Source organism: Minwuia sp. (genome assembly GCF_048007105.1).
GTDB lineage: Bacteria > Pseudomonadota > Alphaproteobacteria > Minwuiales > Minwuiaceae > Minwuia.
On record NZ_CP180352.1, the window covers coordinates 3,523,542 to 3,540,399 of the forward strand.

Sequence of the window (16,858 nt, forward strand, 5' to 3'; positions counted from 1 at the left end):
AGCCCTCTCGACGTCACCCCGGCCCTGAGCCGGGGTCCGGAGCGGCTTTGCCGCAAGTCTCATGATTGACCGGATGCCGGCTCGGGGGCTGGCATGACGACCTTTTCCGGGACAAGCCCCTACCGACCTTCCGACAGCCGCGCCGTGGCGAGGCAGGTCGCCACCAGCGTCCAGTCATCGCCGCTGACGGCGTAGACGTCGGCGCGGGTCGAAGCCGCCGATCGCGACCGCCCGCAGATCTGCCCCAGCGCCACCAGCCGCTCGCCGTCGGCCGGCGCAATGTTGTGGACATTGTAGCCTGTCGTCGAACCGAACCAGCCTTCCGGACAGGACGCCGTCGCTGCGCTGACCGCCGCATAGTCCGCCAGCACCCCGACCACCGCGCCCTGGACGATGCGGCCGTCGAAGGTGATCTCGGGCCGGATCGGCATCTCCACGGCGGAGCGCCCGTCGGCAAAACCGATGCACCTGATGCCCAGATGCTGCGAACTCGGCATGGCGTGGATACCGGCAGCGATGCCGGGCCGGTAGCCGATATCGTAGGCCGCGAGGTCCATCAGCCCGCCTCTTCCACGGGCCGGCTGGCCCGGAAGGTCGCGTTGGCGCGGGCGATGTCGACACCATCGGCGCGGACAAAACACTGGGCGAAGGCGATTGAACGTCCCGGCTTCACGTATTCCGTCTCAAAGGTCAGCCACTGCCCTGTTTCTCCGCTCGCCATGTAGTCGAGCGTCAGGCTGATCGTGACGAGCCGCGTACCCTCCGGCAGAAGCAGACGGCAGGAGTAGCCCATGGCGTTATCCGCCAGAGCCGCGATCAACCCGCCATGGACGAATCCGCGCGCGTTGCAGTGCGCCTCCGTGGCCCGGAGGCCCAGGATCATCGCGCGGTCGGTCGTCTTCTGGAAGATCGGCCGCCAGGGATCGGTCAGGCCGCTGCGCCGCGCCAGGGGCTCGAAGCCCTCGGGTATCTCATTCATCTCGCCCCTCCTCAGGATCAGTGCATGTTCACTGAATTTATTAGACAGGTCTACATAATTCCTGGAATAGGATATCAAGTGACTTGGACGGAGCCGGGAGGCCGGAAATGGGCAAGCGCGCGCAGCACGAGATGTCATTGCTGGTGGAGGCCGCACGGCTGTTCCGCCGCAAGGGCTACGCCTCGACCGGCACCAACGAGATTCTCGCTGCCGCCGGCGCGCCGCGCGGATCGCTTTACTATTACTTTCCCGGCGGCAAGGAGGAGATTGGCGCCCGCGCCATCGAGGAAGCGGCCAAGCAGGTGACCCTGACCCTCAAGCAGCTGGCGGCGGAGACGGCGAGCCCGGCCGAATTCGTCGAGAGCTACGCCGGAAAGCTGGCCTTCTGGATCGGGAAATCGGGCTTCCGGGACGGCTGCCCCATCACCACGACCCTGCTGGAAAATGTCCCGGAGTCCGAAGCCATCACCCTGGTCGGCAAGGCCGCCTTCGGACACTGGCGGCGCACGGTCGAGGCGATGCTGGCGAGGCACGGCTGGCCGGAAGCGCGGCGGCCGGCGACGGCGCGGCTGATCCTGATGTCGCTGAACGGCGCGCAGCTTCATGCCCGCGTCGAAGGCTCCACCGCCCCGCTGGAAGATTGCGCCGCGGAACTGGCCGAACTGCTAAAGGCCGGCTGACCCCCGCTTCAGACCACCTTCAGGACATGGACACTGAACAGATTGTCCGGGTCTGTCAGGCAACGGCGCGTCTCGAAGCCGGCGCAGGCCGCCATCCGGGCGAACCCGTCCACCGTGTACTTGTGCGAATTCTCCGTGTGGATGGTCTCTCCCACCCTGAAGTGGAACGGTTGATCCGCCACATGGACGGTCTGCTCGCGCAAACTCATCAGATGCATCTCGATCCGCCACAGTTCGGGGTTCCAGATGGCGACGTGGCGGAAGGCTTCCAGATCAAAGTCGCCATCCAGTTCGCGGTTGATGCGGGCCAGCAGGTTGAGGTTGAAGGCCGCGGTGACGCCCTGGGCATCGTCATAGGCAGCCTCCAGCACCATCGGATCCTTCACGAGGTCGACGCCGATAACAAAGTGCCCACCCGGACCGAGCGTCCGCGCCGCGCCCTCCAGGAACCGCGCCGCCTCGGCTTCTTCCAGGTTGCCGATGGTCGAGCCGGGAAAGAACCCGATGCGCGGTCCCTCCGGCGCGATGCCGTCCAGATTCAGCGGTTCGGTGAAGTCCGCGCAGATGGCAATGACCTCCAGCTCGGGATGGTCGGCGGCGAAGGCATCGGCGCTGGCCAGCAGGTGGTCGCGGGAGATATCGAGCGGCATGTAGGCCCGGGGCCGGTCCAGGGCCTCCAGCAGCAGGCCGATCTTCTCCGCCGAGCCGCTGCCGAACTCGAGCACGGTCGCGCCGGACGGCAGGTCCGCGCCGATCTCGGCCGCCTGATCCCGCAGGATTCTGCACTCGGTGCGCGTCGGATAGTATTCGGGCAGTTCGCAGATCCGCTCGAACAGGCGCGAACCCTCGGCGTCGTAGAAGAACTTCGCAGGCGTCGATTTTCGAGGCCGCGAGAGGCCGGCGAGAATCGCCGTGCGGAAATCCTCCAGTTCCGGTTCCAGGTCGAGGAAGCGGTCGAGACGGCTGTCGAGCGGCGCGTTCATGCCGCGTCCTCCGCGAGGCGCAGTCCGGTGAACTGCCATCGCTGGTGCGGATAGAAGAAATTCCGGTAGGTGGCGCGGACATGGCGGTCGGGCGTGGCGCAGGAACCGCCGCGCAGCACGAACTGGTTGGCCATGAATTTGCCGTTGTACTCGCCGACCGCGCCTTCCGGCGGGCGGAAGCCCGGATAGGCCGTGTAGGGGCTGGCGGTCCATTCCCAGACGTCGCCGAAAACCTGCCGCAGCCCCTGCCTCGCCGCCGGCCTGGGACAGAGCGCATCGGAACCGGCCGTGTTGCCCTCGGGCGCGACGCCGTCCGCCGCGATTTCCCATTCGGCCTCGGTCGGCAGGCGCTTCTCCGCCCAGCGCGCGAAGGCGTCGGCCTCGTAAAAGCTGACATGGGTAACGGGCGCGGCGGGCTCGATGGGCCGCGGACCCCAGAGCGTGAACACCGTCCCCGCCTCCAGGTCCCAGTAGAGCGGCGCGGTCCAGCCTTCGCGCTGCACCGTGGCCCAGCCGTCGGAGAGCCAGAGCTCGGGCCGCCGGTAGCCGCCATCGGCGAGGAAGGCCTGCCACTCGCCGCAGGTCACCGCCCGGTCGGCCAGCCGGAAGGGCCGGATCAGCACCTCGTGCCGCGGCCCCTCGCAGTCGAAGGCGAAGCCCGTCCCGTCATGGCCGATCTCCCGAATGCCGCCCTCGAACCCGGTCCAGCCGGGTTCCGGCGCCGGGTCCGCCGAGAGCGGCGGCGCGCCGTCACTGCGGTAGGCCGGCTGCAGCGGGTTGCAGGACAGCGTGTAGAGCGCGTCAGTCAGCAGCAGTTCCTGATGCTGCTGTTCGTGATGCAGGCCGAGTTCGGTCAGCGTCGCCACCGCCCCGCCATCCGCGCTGTCGGAACCGGCCAGCAGGTCGGTCATGGCCCGGTCGACATGGGCGCGGTAGGCCATCACCTCGTCCAGCGGCGGCCGGGTCAGCAGGCCGCGATGCGGACGCGGATGCCGGGGGCCGGCCCCTTCGTAATAGGAGTTGAAGAGATAGGCGTAGGCCGGATCGAAGGGCCCGTAACCGGGGACATGCGCCCGCAGGACGAAGGTCTCGAAGAACCAGCTTGTATGCGCCAGGTGCCATTTGGTCGGACTGGCGTCGTCCATCGCCTGCACGACCTGATCCTCCGGCGAGAGCGGCGCAGCCAGCCGCTCGCTCTGGCGGCGGATCGACAGGAAATGCTCGGGGGAAATGGCAGGCGCGCCGCCGTCGGCGGCGGAAGCTTGTGCCGGGGCACTGTCGGGCATGGTCGTCCTCGCATCTCCGGGGAACGTTCGCGGCGGGCCTGAACGTCCAACGCCCTAAAGCCCGATCCGTTCCCGGCCCCCCTCGGGAACATTGCCGGCCACCGGGGCCGGCGCTTCGTTCAAAGATAGGATTCGCGAGGTAACGGGGAACCGCCGCATGCGCATGCGGCGATCAACTTATTTTCAGATCACCCGTCATCTTTCCGACATGCCGAAGGCGAATCCCGAGAACGCCTTGTTCCCGACCCGGTCCTCGTAGACCCGGACCCCGGCATCGGCGCCCCCGGCCCCGGCCGCCACCATCAGCGGCAGCAGATGCTCTTCCCGCGGGTGGCAGGCGCGCGCCGAGGGGGCGCGTTCCCAGGCAATCAGCCCCGCCTCACGAGCGGCGGGCGCGGCGGTGGCGGTGTCGTTCAGCCAGCCGTCGAAGGCGTCGGACGCCTCGGGCCGGCCGTCGAAATAGGTGCGGAGATCGTGGAAGCTGGAGCCGCTGCCGATGATCGCAACGCCTTCGTCGCGGAGCGGTTCCAGCGCATGGCCGATGGCGATGTGACGCGCGGGATCCAGATCGTCGGCCAGCGAGAGCATGACCGTCGGTACGCCAGCGTCGGGGTTGACCATCATCATCGGCACGAAGACCCCGTGATCGAAGCCGCGCGCCGCATCCCCGGCGCTCTCGATCCCGGCCGCGGACAGCAGTTCCCGCACCCGCTTCGCCACATCGGGCGCGCCCGGCGCGGGGTATTGCAGCGTGTAGGCGACCGGCGGGAAGCCGTAGTAGTCGTAGAGCATGCCAGGCCGCGCGGCGGTGCTGACCGTCGGCACCGGCGTCTCCCAGTGCGCGGAGACCACCAGATACGCCTTCGGCGGCTCGGGCAGCATGTCCGGGATCGCCTGCAGGAAGGCCTTCAGCCCGTCGAACCCGCCCGCCCCGACGGGTTCAGGATAATCGATCCAGAACGCCGGCCCGCCGCCGTGAGAGATGTAGAAACAGGGCTGCCGCGCGGTCATGAGTCCGGTCCTTCAGGAATGCTGTTGGTCCGGAAAATGTGCCCGAAGGCAGCGGCGGTCAATCGGGTCAGGCGTCACCAGTGTGTTGACGGAAGTCGCCAAGACGCGCCCGCTCCCGACTGTCACCCCCGCCTTGTGCGGGGGTCCGGTGCGGCTTCGCCGCTGGTCTGACGACTGACCGGATGCCCGCATGAAGCGGGCATGACATTCGGTGTCGTGGCCTCAGACCGAAGCTCCAAATCCGCCCCCGCTCGGCGTCGAGATGACGATCGCGTCGCCGGCGTCGAGTTCGGCCATCGCGCGGCCTTCCAGTTCCAGGGTCTCGCCGTTCTTGCGCTCGACCCAGTTCTTCCCCGTCTCGCCGTTCTCGCCGCCGTCGAGGCCGAAGGGCGGGACGATGCGGTGCGACGAGAGCAGCGAGGCGGTCATCGGTTCCAGGAACTTCACCTTGCGCCAGGTGCCGTCGCCGCCGTGGTGGCGGCCCTTGCCGCCCGAGCCGTGGCGGATGTGGAAATCCTCCAGCAGCACGGGGAAGCGGAATTCCAGTACCTCCGGGTCGGTCAGGCGGGTGTTGGTCATGTGGGTGTGCACGGCGTCGGTGCCGTCGAAATCCGGCCCCGCGCCCGAGCCGCCACAGATGGTCTCGTAATACTGGTAACGGTCGTTGCCGAAGGTGAAGTTGTTCATCGTCCCCTGCGCCGCCGCCATCACCCCCAGCGCGCCGAACAGCGCGTCGGTGATGCACTGGCTGGTCTCGACATTGCCGGCGACCACGGCGGCCGGAAATTCGGGCCGGAGCATCGACTTCTCCGGGATGATCACCTTCAGCGGCTTCAGGCAGCCGCCGTTCAGCGGGATCTCGGCGTCGACCAGACAGCGGAAGACGTAGAGCACCGCCGCGAAAGCCACCGATGACGGCGCGTTGTAATTGGTCGGGTGCATCTCCGAGGTGCCGGTGAAGTCGATCACCGCCGAGCGTTCCTCATGGTCGATGGAGACCTTCACCCGGATCTCGTAGCCGTCATCCATCGGATAGGTGAACGCGCCGTCCTTAAGCACGTCGATGACGCGGCGGACGGATTCCTCGGCATTGTCCTGGACGTGCTGCATGTAGGCGCGGACAACCTCCAGGCCGAAGTCCCCGACGATCTTACGCAGTTCCGCCGCCCCCTTCTCGCAGGCCGCGATCTGGGCCGAGAGGTCGGCCAGGTTCTGCTGCGGGTTGCGGGAGGGGTACTTGCCCGACAGCAGGATCTCCGTGACCTCCTTCTCCCGGAGACGCCCGCCATCGACCAGCAGGACATTGTCCAGCAGCACGCCCTCCTCCTCGACGGTCTTCGAGTCCGGCGGCATGGAGCCGGGCGTCTTGCCGCCGATATCGGCGTGATGGCCGCGGCTGGCGGTATAGAACAGCACATCCTCGCCCGCGTCGTCATAGACCGGCGCGATCACCGTGACGTCCGGCAGGTGTGTGCCGCCATTGTAGGGCGCGTTCAGCATGTAGACGTCGCCAGGCTTCATCGTGGCCGCGTTCTCCCGGATCACGGTCTTGATCGACTGCGACATGGAGCCGAGATGCACCGGCATGTGCGGCGCGTTGGCGATCAGCTCGCCGTCGCCGTCGAAGACCGCGCAGGAGAAGTCCAGCCGCTCCTTGATGTTGACCGAATAGGCCGTGCGCTCCAGCACGACGCCCATCTGCTCGGCGATGTTCATGTAGAGATTGTTGAAGATCTCCAGCATCACCGGATCGGCCTCGGTGCCGATGGCGCGTGCCGATTTCCGGGCCTCGACCCGGCGCAGGATCAGGTGCCGCTTCGCCGTCATCTCCGCCCGCCAGCCGGGCTCGACGATGGTGGTGCTGGTCGGCTCCATGACGATGGCCGGGCCGTCGATCGCCGCGCCGGGCTGCATCGCCTCGCGGTCGTGCACGGCGGTGTCGCGCCAGCCGTCCTCCATCCAGGCCTGCACGGCGGCGATGGGTTCTGGCGCGCCCTCGCCCGCGTCGAATTCCGGATCCTCGATCACGTCGCCGGGCGCCATGGCCTCGACGGTCGCGGCCTCGACGATGATCGTCTTTTCGGGACTGACGAAGCCGAACTGGGCCTTGTGCGCCTCCTCGAAGCGCGCCTTCACCTCGTCCAGGGTGCCGAAGGTGATGGGCAGCGCCGTGTCTGAGCCCTGGTAGCGGACCAGCGCGCCGAGATGGATGCGGATATCGTCCTCGGCCAGGTCCTGCCCGGTCAGCTCCTTGCGCGCCTCGGCCTCCAGCTCGTCATGCACCGCCTTCACGACGTCCATGTTGGCCTCGTCCAGCGGCTTCTCGACTGTCTTCTCCCGCAGCGCCCGCGTGTCGGCGAGGCCCATGCCGTAGGCCGAGAGCACGCCGGCATGCGGGTGCAGCAGCACGGTCTCGATGCCCAGCTTGTCGGCGACCAGGCAGGCATGCTGCCCGCCCGCGCCGCCGAAGCAGTTGAGCACGTATTTCGAGACGTCGTAGCCGCGCTGGATCGAGATCTTCTTGATGGCGTTGGCCATGTTCTCGACGGCAATGTCGAGGAAGCCCGCGGCGACCTCCTCCGGGCTGCGGTTGTCGCCGGTATGGTGGGCGATCTTGCGGGCCAGATCGGCGAACTTCTCCTTCACCACGCCGGCGTCCAGCCGTTCGTCGCCGTTCGGGCCAAACACGGCCGGGAAATGGTCCGGCTGCAGCTTGCCCAGCATGACGTTGCAATCGGTGACGGCCAGCGGGCCGCCATTGCGGTAGCAGGCCGGACCGGGATGGGCGCCGGCGCTGTCGGGGCCGACCTGATAGCGGCCGTCCTCGAAATGCAGGATCGAGCCGCCGCCCGCCGCCACGGTGTGGATGCGCATCATCGGCGCGCGCATGCGGACGCCCGCAACCTCTGTCTCGAAGGCGCGCTCGTATTCGCCGTTGTAGTGGCTGACATCGGTCGATGTGCCGCCCATGTCGAAGCCGATCACCTTGTCGAAGCCCGCCATCGCTGCCGTGCGGACCATGCCGACCACGCCGCCCGCCGGACCGGACAGGATCGCGTCCTTGCCCTGGAAGAAATGCGCGTCTGTCAGGCCCCCGTTCGACTGCATGAACATCAGCCGCACGTCGCCCAGCTCGCCCGCCACCTGATCCACATAGCGGCGCAGGATCGGCGAGAGGTAGGCGTCAACCACGGTGGTGTCGCCACGGCTTACGATCTTCATCAGCGGGCTGGTGCCGTGGCTGGTCGAAACCTGGGTGAAGCCGATCTCCTTGGCGATCTCCGCCACGCGCTTCTCGTGCGCCGTGAAGCGGTAGCCGTGCATGAAGACGATGGCGACGGCGCGGATGCCGTCGTCGAAGGCCGCCTGCAGCGCGGCGCGGGCCGCGCCCTCGTCCAACGCTTCCAGCTCGTTGCCGTGGGTGTCCATGCGCCCCGGCACCTCGGCGACGGTCTCGTAGAGCATCTCCGGCAGGTCGATCCTGAGCGCGAACAGGTTCGGCCTGTTCTGATATCCGATGCGAAGAACGTCCCGAAAGCCCTTGTTCGTGATCAGAAGACAACGGTCTCCCTTGCGCTCCAGCAGCGCATTGGTCGCGACCGTCGTGCCCATCTTCACGGCCTCGATGTCGGCGTCGGGGATGACGTCGTCCGGCCCCAGTCCCAGCAGGTCGCGGATGCCCTGCAGCGCCGCATCCTTGTAGCGGTCCGGATTTTCGGACAGCACCTTGTGGGTCAGCACGGTGCCGTCGGGCTTGCGGCCGACGATGTCGGTGAAGGTCCCGCCCCGGTCGATCCAGAACTGCCAGCGGTCGGCCATCTCGTTCATGCCGTCGGACTCCCTGAAGTGCTTGTCCGGAACGTGACGCGGCCTCCGGCCGGGATCAAGCCTTGCCGCCGGACGGAACCGCCCAAGATGGTGTCGAGGACCGTAGGGGAGGACACGAACATGGACATCAAGCGCGCGCTCATCGTCGGCACGGGGCCCGGCATCTCGGCCAGCTTCGCGCGGGGTCTCGCGGCCAGAGGCGTCGATCTGATGCTGTCGGCCCGGAACACGGACAAGATCGCGGATCTCGCCGCGGAGACGAAGGCGAAGACGGTCGCCTGCGATGCCGGCGACCCGGCCTCGGTGGCGGCCATGTTCGACGCGGTCGACACCGAGATGGGCGGGCTGGATCTGGTGCTCTACAACCCCAGCGCACGCGCCCGCGGTCCGGTGACCGAACTCGATCCCGCGGATGTCGAGACCGTGCTCAGGATCTCGGCCTTCGGCGGCTTTCTGGTCACCCAGCAGGCGGCGAAACGGATGCTGGCCCAGGGCCACGGCGCGATCTTCTACACGGGCGCCTCGGCCAGCGTGAAGGGCTATCCGAACTCCTCAAGCTTCGCGATGGGCAAGTTCGCACTGCGCGGCCTGGCGCAGTCGATGGCCCGCGAGCTCAGCCCGAAGAACATCCACGTCGCCCATTTCGTCATCGACGGCGGCGTCCGATCGGAATCAAGAAAGGAGCCGGAGGGCAAACCCGACTCCTTCCTCGATCCCGACGCCATCGCGCAGACCTATCTTGCCGTCCTGGACCAGCCGCGCAATGCCTGGACCTGGGAAGTGGAACTCAGGCCCTTCGTCGAGAATTTCTAGAGCGTTTTCTCGCTTTGGCGGGACTTCCACCAAAGCGAGAAAACGCAACCCGCACAGGCTTTTGCCATTCTTGGTCAGGCTTCAAATGATCCCATTTGAAGCCTGACCGCCCTAGGCCGCGTAGCAGGGCTGCGGATCGCCGGCCTCCTGCTGCTGCCGGGCCTGGTGGGCGCCGCTGACACGGACCTCCAGAACGCGGGCGTGGCCCAGTTCGCGAAGACGGTCGTAGCGCAGGCTCGCCTTGCGCAGGCGCCGGTCGAAGGCGGCCGACAGATGCGAGGGGCAGACGCCGCCGGTGGCGCCCTCGCCCAGCGTCAGAACGAAATCGCAGTCCACGGCGCCGCGGCTCATGCGGATGAAGGGGACGGTCAGTCCCAGGTCCTGGAGAGCGGCGCGGGCAGCGGCCGTCGCCTCGTTGCGGCCCGGCGCGAAGCCGCCTGCATGTTCGTCGCAGCCACGGGTACGCCGGAAGGTGAGCAGCGGGCACTGGCGGATGCGGCCGGTCACCCGGGCGGTGACGCCGACCCGATAGCGGTAGAGGCCCGAGCGGTTGGTCACGAAAACCGCGTACTCGATCCCCTCCTCCAGTTCGGCAAGCCCGACCGTCGTCTGGCTGCCCGGCGCGGCAAACTCGAACCACACGTCCAGCAGCGCGGGCAGCAGCCCTTCGCCCTCGGCAGCCTCGTCATGCGGAATGCCGAGGCAACCCGCCGGCATCCAGCAGCCGATGTCCAGCAGCGTGACGCTCTCGGGGATGCGCAGGAAGGTGTCCGGCGGCGGCGTCAGGCTGCCGTCGGTGGCGACGGCGTTGAGCATCGGGAAGGCCGTCGCGACGCACAACCCCTGGGGCGAGCGGTGTGCAGCCTCCAGTTCGGCCACCCGGCCCCGCGCGGGCAGGATCCGCTCGCGGACCGCTTCCGCCAGTTCACGTTCGATGCGGTCGGAAACCCGGACGGTGCGTGCCTCGATATCGCGGATCAGGTGCTCGCCATGCAGCCGGAGAACGGCCTCGAAGGCGGCGATGGCGCGGAGATCGGGCGCCAGGATGCCGCTGACCGACGGCGACGACAGCGCCAGCAGCGCCAGAAGATAGGCGCGGACCTCGCCGTCCCGGACCGCCGAGACATCCGGCCAGCCCGCTGCGGCATCGCTCTTCACCGCCTGCATCGACGCGGTGAAGCCCTCGGGCAGCGGCAGTTCGCCCAGCGGCGACAGGTCGAGCACCTGCCCGGCGGCCAGACCGGATTGATTGGCCAGGCATTCGGCGGTCAGGCGGACATTCCGGCGGTGAGCCTCCACATCGGCGCGGCCGACCGGCAGCTTGCCCGCATCGGCGTCGCCGGCGCGGCCGGCGGCATAGCCGGCAACGCCGCCAGGCGTCATCACGGCGTCACCGGAGGCCCGCTGCAACTCGATCATCGGCCGGACAGAATGGTAGCGCGACCAGGAAACGGCGGCGCGGAACTCGTCTTCGCTGCCGATCCCGGCGAAGCCGAAGCCGAGCCCCGGCGTGGTGTCGGCCGCAGCCTTCAGGATGCCGGCCAGGACGACGCGCTGGGCGCCGACGGGCTCGTCGATCGCGTCGTTCAGTTCGCAACGGTGGTTCTGTTCGTTGGTAGTCATTTTCCGATCCCCCCGGAAATTGCACAGTGTTCATAACGCAAGATAAGGAATTATGAGCGATGTTCAATAACTTTTTTGAACGTCGTTCATTTTCAGGTAATATGGCCGTGCTGCACCCCGATGCAGATAACGGACACAGGAGGCTGCGATGGCGCGGCGGGCGGACCATTCACATGACGAGATCCGGGCGATGGCGGTCGACGCCGCCGCGCGCATGATCGCCGATGACGGGCTGGAGAATCTGAAGCTGCGCGGGATCGCGCGCGAGATCGGCTACGCGCCGGGCACGCTCTACAATGTCTTCGACAGCTTCGACGAGTTGATGATGCGCGTGAACGCCGAGACGGTCGACGCGCTGGTCGCCGAACTGGAAGCGGCAGAACATGACGGCGCCCCGCCCGACCTGCTGGACCTGCTGGCCGTCTATGGCGGCTTCGCCCAGCGCCACGGCAACCGCTGGAAGGCGGTGTTCGACTACTCCCTGGCCGACCCGACCAACGCACCGGACTGGTACGTGGCCAAACTGAATGCGGGCCTGGCCGTGGTCGAACGGGCGGTGGCGCGGATTGCCGGCGACAATCCGGCGGAGGCCCCTGCCGAGACCGCCCGCGTGCTCTGGGCCGGCCTGCACGGCATCTTCTCGCTGGGCGCGGAGGGCAATCTCGCCATCGTTTCCCGTCAGGACACGGACACCCTCGCCCGCACCTTCGTGCGGATGATCGACCGCGCCATCCGCGCCTGACGCGACGTCATGGCGAATTTCGGTTGTGTTTCGGCGGCAATGGCCCTGGGATAGGCGGGAAATCCGAACATCTTCAGAAGGGGCATCCCATGAAAAAGCTTCTGACCCTGGCCGCCGCGGCCGCGTTCTCGCTGACGGCCGCCGCGCAGGCCGAGACCCTGCGCATCGGCACCGAGGGCGCCTACCCTCCGTTCAACAACCTGACCGCGGACGGCAAGCTGGAAGGCTTCGACGTCGATATCGCCAAGGCCCTGTGCGAGGAGATGAAGGTCGAATGCACCTTCGTCACCCAGGACTGGGACGGCATCATCCCGGCGCTGCAGGCCGGCAAGTTCGACGCCATCATCGCCTCCATGTCGATCACCGACGAGCGCAAGAAGAAGGTCGACTTCACCGAGAAGTACTACAACACGCCGCCGGCGCTGGCCGTGCCGAAGGATTCCGACCTGACCGTCATCAGCAAGGAAGCGCTGTCCGGCAAGACCATCGGCGCGCAGGGCTCGACCACCCATTCCAACTACGCCGAGGCAACCTGGACCGATTCCGACATCCGCCTCTACCCGACCGCCGACGAATACAAGCTGGACGTCGCCAATGGCCGCCTCGACGGCGTGGTCGATGACGTGACCGTGCTGGAAGAGTGGATCAACTCGGACGACGGCGCCTGCTGCAAGATTCTTGGCACCATCACCCCGGTCACCGAGATCCACGGTGAAGGCGCCGGCATCGCCATTCGCAAGGGCGAGACCGAGCTGGCCGAGCGCTTCAATGCCGCCATCAAGGCCATCCGCGCCAACGGCAAGTACAAGGAAATCAACGACAAGTACTTCACCTTCGACGCGTATGGCGGCTGACGCCCGGAGCCCTGGCATCAAACGCATGAAGGTCACCCCCGCTCGCGTGAAACGCGACGCGGGGGTCCGGAGCGGCTTCGCCGCCGGTTATCCGGCAGACCGGATGCCCGCGCAAGGCGGGCATGACAGCGTGCAACACACCGCGATCGTCATTGCCTGAGTCGCTCGAACTCCTCTCCCTCGGCGCCGAAGGCTGGGGCGACGAGATCCTCTCAGGGGTCGCCGTCACCGCCGGCCTCGCACTCGCCACCCTGCCGCTGGGTCTGATCCTCGGCTTCCTCGTTGCGCTGGCCCGGCAGTCGGAGGAGCGGTCGCTGCGGCTGGCGGGCGGCATCTACACGACCGTCTTCCGCGGCCTGCCGGAACTGCTCACGCTCTTCCTCGTCTACTACGGTGCGCAGATCGGCATCCAGGAAGCGGCGAAACTGCTGGGCGCCGAGACCGCCATCGAGATCAACAGCTTCGTCGCCGGCATGGTGGCGCTCGGCATGGTCTTCTCCGCCTTCGCCTCCGAAGTCTTTCTTTCTGCCTTCCGCGCCATCCCCCGCGGCCAGTACGAGGGCGCCTATGCCGTCGGTCTCGGGCGCGTCTCGACCATGCGCCTCGTCGTCCTGCCGCAACTCATCCGCATTGCGCTGCCCGGCCTGTCGAACCTCTGGATGATCCTGCTGAAGGAGACCGCGCTGGTCTCGGTGATCGGCCTCTCGGATATCCTGCGTCAGGCCGGCATCGCGGCCCGGGTGACCAAGGACGCCTTCCTGTTCTTCGGTTCCGCCTGCCTGCTCTATCTGGCGCTGGCGCTGATCTCGTCTGTCGCCATCGGCGGCATCAACCGCTGGGCCGCCCGAGGGGAGGCGCCGCGATGAGCGGCCAGACCTTCACGCCGGTACCGGCGCAGCCGCCCCCGCCGGAAGTCCGCCGTCGCATGAACGGCGAGCGGCTGACCGGGATGACGATCATCGCGCTGATGGCGCTGCTCGGAATCGGGATCGCCTGGTTTCTCTGGTCGAGCTGGGACATCGAGTTCGTCGAGAAATACGGACCCAACTATCTGAGCGGCCTCTGGATCACGGTGCAGTTGGTCTCGATCTCGGTCGTGCTGGGAGCGATGGTCTCGCTGCCCGTCGCCATGGGCCGCATGTCGTCGAACCCGGCGGCCCGGCCCCTCGCCTTCGCCTATGTCTACTTCTTCCGCGGAACGCCGCTGCTGGCGCAGATCTTCCTCGTGTACTACGGCGCCGGCGTGTTCGTGAACGAACTGAAGTCGGTGGGACTCTGGACCTTCTTCCGGGATCCCTGGAACTGCGCCGTCTTTACCTTCACGCTGAACACCGCCGCCTACCAGGCGGAGATACTGCGCGGCGCGATCCAGAGCGTGCCGCGGGGCCAGTGGGAAGCGGCGTCCGCGCTCGGCCTCGGCCGGTTCCAGACCTTCCGCAAGATCATCCTGCCGCAGGCGCTGATCGTGGCGTTGCGCCCCTATGGCAACGAGATCATCCTGATGATCAAGGGCTCGGCCATCGTCGCCATCATTACCGTGCTCGACCTGATGGGCGAGACCCGCCGCGCCTTCAGCCGCACCTACGACTTCCAGACCTATATCTGGGCCGCGATCTTCTACCTGCTGATCGTTGAGACTCTCCGGAACCTCTGGGACCGGCTGGAACAGCGGCTGACACGGCACCTCAAGCGCGAAGGCTGAGGGGCCTCAGTCCAGACGCGCAAGCCCCGGACCGACACCGGGCCGGGGCTGCAGATCCTCGCCGAAGGCGATGACGTGCCCGTCCGGATCGCGGATGTCGAAATCGAGAAGTCCGTAGGGCGTCTCTTCCAGCTCGCGCTCGATCGGCACGCCGGCCTTGCGGAAACTCTCGAGCAGGTCCCGGACACCGGTCACGTAAAGATAGGCCGCCCAGTACTGATTGCCCGGTACAGGCGCGCCGGTCTCCCGGGTCTCGTCCAGCGCAAAGGTCACGGCGCCGCGCTGCACGATGGCGAAACACGGCGGATCGCCCCAGCTGCCATGCGATGAGAAGCCGAGCCGGCCAGTGTAGAAATCCAGGCTCCGCTGCAGGTCGGCAACCTGCAGGACCGTCATCGAACGTATCAGTTCTGACATCGCGCTTCTCCCCGGCGACCGGTCAGACCAGCATGCCGTCCTGCAGCGTGACCATCCGGTCCATGCGGCCTGCGAGTTCGAGGTTGTGGGTGGCTATCAGCACGCCGATCCCCTCGGCCCGGACGAGATCGACGAGATAGCCGAAGACCCGGTCCGCGGTGCCCGGATCCAGATTGCCCGTGGGCTCGTCGGCCAGCAGCACTGCGGGCAGGTTGGCGACGCCGCGGGCGATGGCGACGCGCTGCTGCTCGCCGCCGGAGAGCCGCGCCGGCCGGTGATCGCCGCGCTCGGCGAGGCCCAGCGTCGCCAGAAGCTCGCCGGCGCGGGTGCGGGCATCTTTCCGCGACTTGCCGGCGATCATCTGCGGCAGGACGATATTCTCCTCGGCGGAGAATTCCGGCAGCAGGTGGTGGTACTGGTAGACGAAGCCCAGCTTTTCGCGCCGGACGGCGGTGCGGGCCGTATCGTCCATCTTTCCGCAGTTCTGGCCCGCGATGCGGACCTCGCCCGCATCCGGCTGTTCCAGCAGGCCGGCGATCTGCAACAGCGTCGACTTGCCGGCGCCCGAGGGGCCGACCAGGGCCACGATTTCGCCCGGCAGGACGGCCAGCGACGCGCCCTTGAGGACGTTCAGTTCCCGCTCGCCCTGCCGGAAGGTGCGGCGGACGCCGTCGAGAACCAGTGCGGGCTCACTCATAGCGGAGCGCCTCGACCGGATCGAGCCGGGCGGCGCGCCATGCCGGGTAGAGCGTCGCCAACAGTGACAGCAGCAGCGCCATGATCAACACCATGATCACCTCGCCGGTCTCCATCCGCGCCGGGATCTGGGACAGGAATCGGATTTCGGGCGACCAGAGCTCGGTGCCGGTCAGGCTTTCGAGCCCGCGGCGGATGCTGTCGATGTTCAGGCAGAAGACGACGCCCAGCGCGAAGCCGGCCAGCGTACCCACCACACCCACGCTGGCTCCGGCGATGAAGAAGATCCGCTGGATGGCCCCGCGGGTCGCGCCCATGGTGCGCAGGATGGCGATGTCGCGGCCCTTGTCCTTCACCAGCATGATCAGGCTGGAGATGATGTTGAAGGCGGCGACGAGGATGATCAGCGTCAGGATCAGGAACATCACGTTCCGCTCCACCTGCAGCGCGGTGAAGAAGCTGGCATTGGCTCGCTGCCAGTCGAAGACGCGGTAACGCCGGTCGATGGCGTCGTAGACCTGATGCGCCAGCGCGTCCGCGCGGTCGGCGTCATCGATCACGATCTCCAGCCCGTTCACGCCTTCGCCGGTCCGGAAGTACTTCTTGGCCATATCCAGCGGCATGTAGACGTAGCTGGAGTCGTACTCGAACATGCCGATCTCGAAGGTGGCGCCGATCCGGTAGGTGGCGATCCGTGGCACGAAGCCCATCGCGGTCGTTGCGCCCTTGGGACTGATCAGGGTCAGCTTGTCCCCGATGCCGAGGCCAAAGCGCTCGGCCAGGCGGTCGCCGATCAGGACGGTCCCCGGCTCCGCCAGCGCCGCCAGGTCGCCGCGCACGATCTTGCCGCTCAGCGCCCGGTGGTTCTGGATGTCTTCGACGGACAGGCCGCGGACCACGGCGCCGCGCGCCTCCTCGCCGGCGGTGGCCATCACCTGTCCCTCGATCAGCGGGAAGGCGCTGACCACGCCCGGCACGGCCTGAACCTTCTTCACCAGGTCCGGGTAGTCGTTGATCGGCTCCTCATAGCCCAGCACCGAGATGTGGCCGTTGAGGCCAAGAATGCGGTCGAGCAGTTCGGTGCGGAACCCGTTCATCACCGCCATGACGATGATCAGGGTCGCCACGCCGAGCGCGATGCCGACCAGCGAGAACCAGGCGATGACGGAAATGAACCCTTCGGCGCGGCGCGCCCGCAGATAGCGGATGGCGATCATCCATTCGAAGGCGGAAAACATCGAACG

Annotated in this window: 17 protein-coding genes; 7 read left to right on the forward strand and 10 right to left on the reverse strand. The window is 67.3% G+C overall.

The annotated features are described in order from the left end of the window. Positions 1-119: 119 nt before the first annotated feature. Both ACMVY4_RS17085 and ACMVY4_RS17090 read right to left on the reverse strand, forming a co-directional pair. Positions 120-557 carry a PaaI family thioesterase gene (locus ACMVY4_RS17085; RefSeq protein WP_416897188.1) on the reverse strand — a complete coding sequence of 146 codons (438 nt, stop codon included), beginning with the start codon at positions 555-557 and terminating at the stop codon, positions 120-122. Further along, complete coding sequence (locus ACMVY4_RS17090) at positions 557-979, reverse strand: PaaI family thioesterase (protein WP_416897189.1); 423 nt, start codon at positions 977-979, stop codon at positions 557-559. Before ACMVY4_RS17090 ends, ACMVY4_RS17085 begins: the two co-directional genes overlap by 1 nt. A gap of 107 nt (positions 980-1,086) precedes the next feature. On the opposite strand from ACMVY4_RS17090, the gene ACMVY4_RS17095 reads away from it, so the two are divergent. Beyond that, a complete protein-coding gene (locus tag ACMVY4_RS17095; RefSeq protein ID WP_416897190.1) occupies positions 1,087-1,659 on the forward strand; it encodes a TetR/AcrR family transcriptional regulator in 573 nt (190 codons plus the stop codon). An 8-nt stretch (positions 1,660-1,667) separates the two neighbouring features. Here the strand turns inward: ACMVY4_RS17095 and egtD are convergent, their stop codons facing one another. The 4 genes from egtD to ACMVY4_RS17115 form a co-directional block, all read right to left on the reverse strand. Beyond that, positions 1,668-2,642, reverse strand: a complete 975-nt coding sequence (egtD, locus tag ACMVY4_RS17100) for an L-histidine N(alpha)-methyltransferase (RefSeq protein ID WP_416897191.1) — start codon at positions 2,640-2,642, stop codon at positions 1,668-1,670. Beyond that, positions 2,639-3,928: an ergothioneine biosynthesis protein EgtB gene (egtB, locus tag ACMVY4_RS17105; protein ID WP_416897192.1), complete on the reverse strand. Its 1,290-nt coding sequence runs from the start codon at positions 3,926-3,928 to the stop codon at positions 2,639-2,641. Before egtB ends, egtD begins: the two co-directional genes overlap by 4 nt. A gap of 195 nt (positions 3,929-4,123) precedes the next feature. Then, complete coding sequence (locus ACMVY4_RS17110) at positions 4,124-4,939, reverse strand: DODA-type extradiol aromatic ring-opening family dioxygenase (protein ID WP_416897193.1); 816 nt, start codon at positions 4,937-4,939, stop codon at positions 4,124-4,126. 222 nt (positions 4,940-5,161) lie between these two features. After that, the gene (locus tag ACMVY4_RS17115) at positions 5,162-8,767 is read right to left on the reverse strand and encodes a hydantoinase B/oxoprolinase family protein (protein ID WP_416897194.1); all 3,606 of its coding nucleotides are present in this window, start codon (positions 8,765-8,767) and stop codon (positions 5,162-5,164) included. Between the two features lie 120 nt (positions 8,768-8,887). On the opposite strand from ACMVY4_RS17115, the gene ACMVY4_RS17120 reads away from it, so the two are divergent. Further along, the gene (locus ACMVY4_RS17120) at positions 8,888-9,580 is read left to right on the forward strand and encodes an SDR family NAD(P)-dependent oxidoreductase (RefSeq protein WP_416897195.1); all 693 of its coding nucleotides are present in this window, start codon (positions 8,888-8,890) and stop codon (positions 9,578-9,580) included. 111 nt (positions 9,581-9,691) lie between these two features. Here ACMVY4_RS17120 and ACMVY4_RS17125 read toward each other — a convergent pair whose 3' ends face one another. After that, positions 9,692-11,203 carry a GH3 family domain-containing protein gene (locus tag ACMVY4_RS17125; RefSeq protein ID WP_416897196.1) on the reverse strand — a complete coding sequence of 504 codons (1,512 nt, stop codon included), beginning with the start codon at positions 11,201-11,203 and terminating at the stop codon, positions 9,692-9,694. A 148-nt stretch (positions 11,204-11,351) separates the two neighbouring features. Here ACMVY4_RS17125 and ACMVY4_RS17130 point away from each other — a divergent pair, with 148 nt between their 5' ends. The 5 genes from ACMVY4_RS17130 to ACMVY4_RS17150 all read left to right on the forward strand — a co-directional run bounded on the left by ACMVY4_RS17130 (position 11,352) and on the right by ACMVY4_RS17150 (position 14,501). Beyond that, a complete protein-coding gene (locus ACMVY4_RS17130; protein WP_416897197.1) occupies positions 11,352-11,945 on the forward strand; it encodes a TetR/AcrR family transcriptional regulator in 594 nt (197 codons plus the stop codon). 89 nt (positions 11,946-12,034) lie between these two features. Continuing rightward, complete coding sequence (locus ACMVY4_RS17135; protein ID WP_416897198.1) at positions 12,035-12,799, forward strand: ABC transporter substrate-binding protein; 765 nt, start codon at positions 12,035-12,037, stop codon at positions 12,797-12,799. A gap of 25 nt (positions 12,800-12,824) precedes the next feature. Next, positions 12,825-12,959, forward strand: coding sequence for a hypothetical protein (locus tag ACMVY4_RS17140; protein WP_416900389.1), 135 nt, complete (start codon positions 12,825-12,827; stop codon positions 12,957-12,959). Then, positions 12,922-13,665 (forward strand): ABC transporter permease, encoded by a 744-nt coding sequence (locus tag ACMVY4_RS17145; protein ID WP_416897199.1) that lies wholly within the window; start codon positions 12,922-12,924, stop codon positions 13,663-13,665. The genes ACMVY4_RS17140 and ACMVY4_RS17145 overlap by 38 nt, the downstream gene beginning before the upstream one ends. Then, positions 13,662-14,501, forward strand: coding sequence for an ABC transporter permease (locus ACMVY4_RS17150; RefSeq protein ID WP_416897200.1), 840 nt, complete (start codon positions 13,662-13,664; stop codon positions 14,499-14,501). The genes ACMVY4_RS17145 and ACMVY4_RS17150 overlap by 4 nt, the downstream gene beginning before the upstream one ends. Positions 14,502-14,507: 6 nt before the next feature. Here ACMVY4_RS17150 and ACMVY4_RS17155 read toward each other — a convergent pair whose 3' ends face one another. From ACMVY4_RS17155 to ACMVY4_RS17165, 3 genes are read right to left on the reverse strand one after another with little or no spacing between them, the layout of a single operon-like run. Next, complete coding sequence (locus ACMVY4_RS17155; protein ID WP_416897201.1) at positions 14,508-14,918, reverse strand: VOC family protein; 411 nt, start codon at positions 14,916-14,918, stop codon at positions 14,508-14,510. Between the two features lie 22 nt (positions 14,919-14,940). Continuing rightward, positions 14,941-15,615 (reverse strand): ABC transporter ATP-binding protein, encoded by a 675-nt coding sequence (locus tag ACMVY4_RS17160; RefSeq protein WP_416897202.1) that lies wholly within the window; start codon positions 15,613-15,615, stop codon positions 14,941-14,943. Further along, on the reverse strand, positions 15,608-16,852 hold the full coding sequence (locus tag ACMVY4_RS17165) for a lipoprotein-releasing ABC transporter permease subunit (protein WP_416897203.1): 1,245 nt from the start codon (positions 16,850-16,852) through the stop codon (positions 15,608-15,610). The genes ACMVY4_RS17160 and ACMVY4_RS17165 overlap by 8 nt, the downstream gene beginning before the upstream one ends. Positions 16,853-16,858 lie beyond the last annotated feature (6 nt).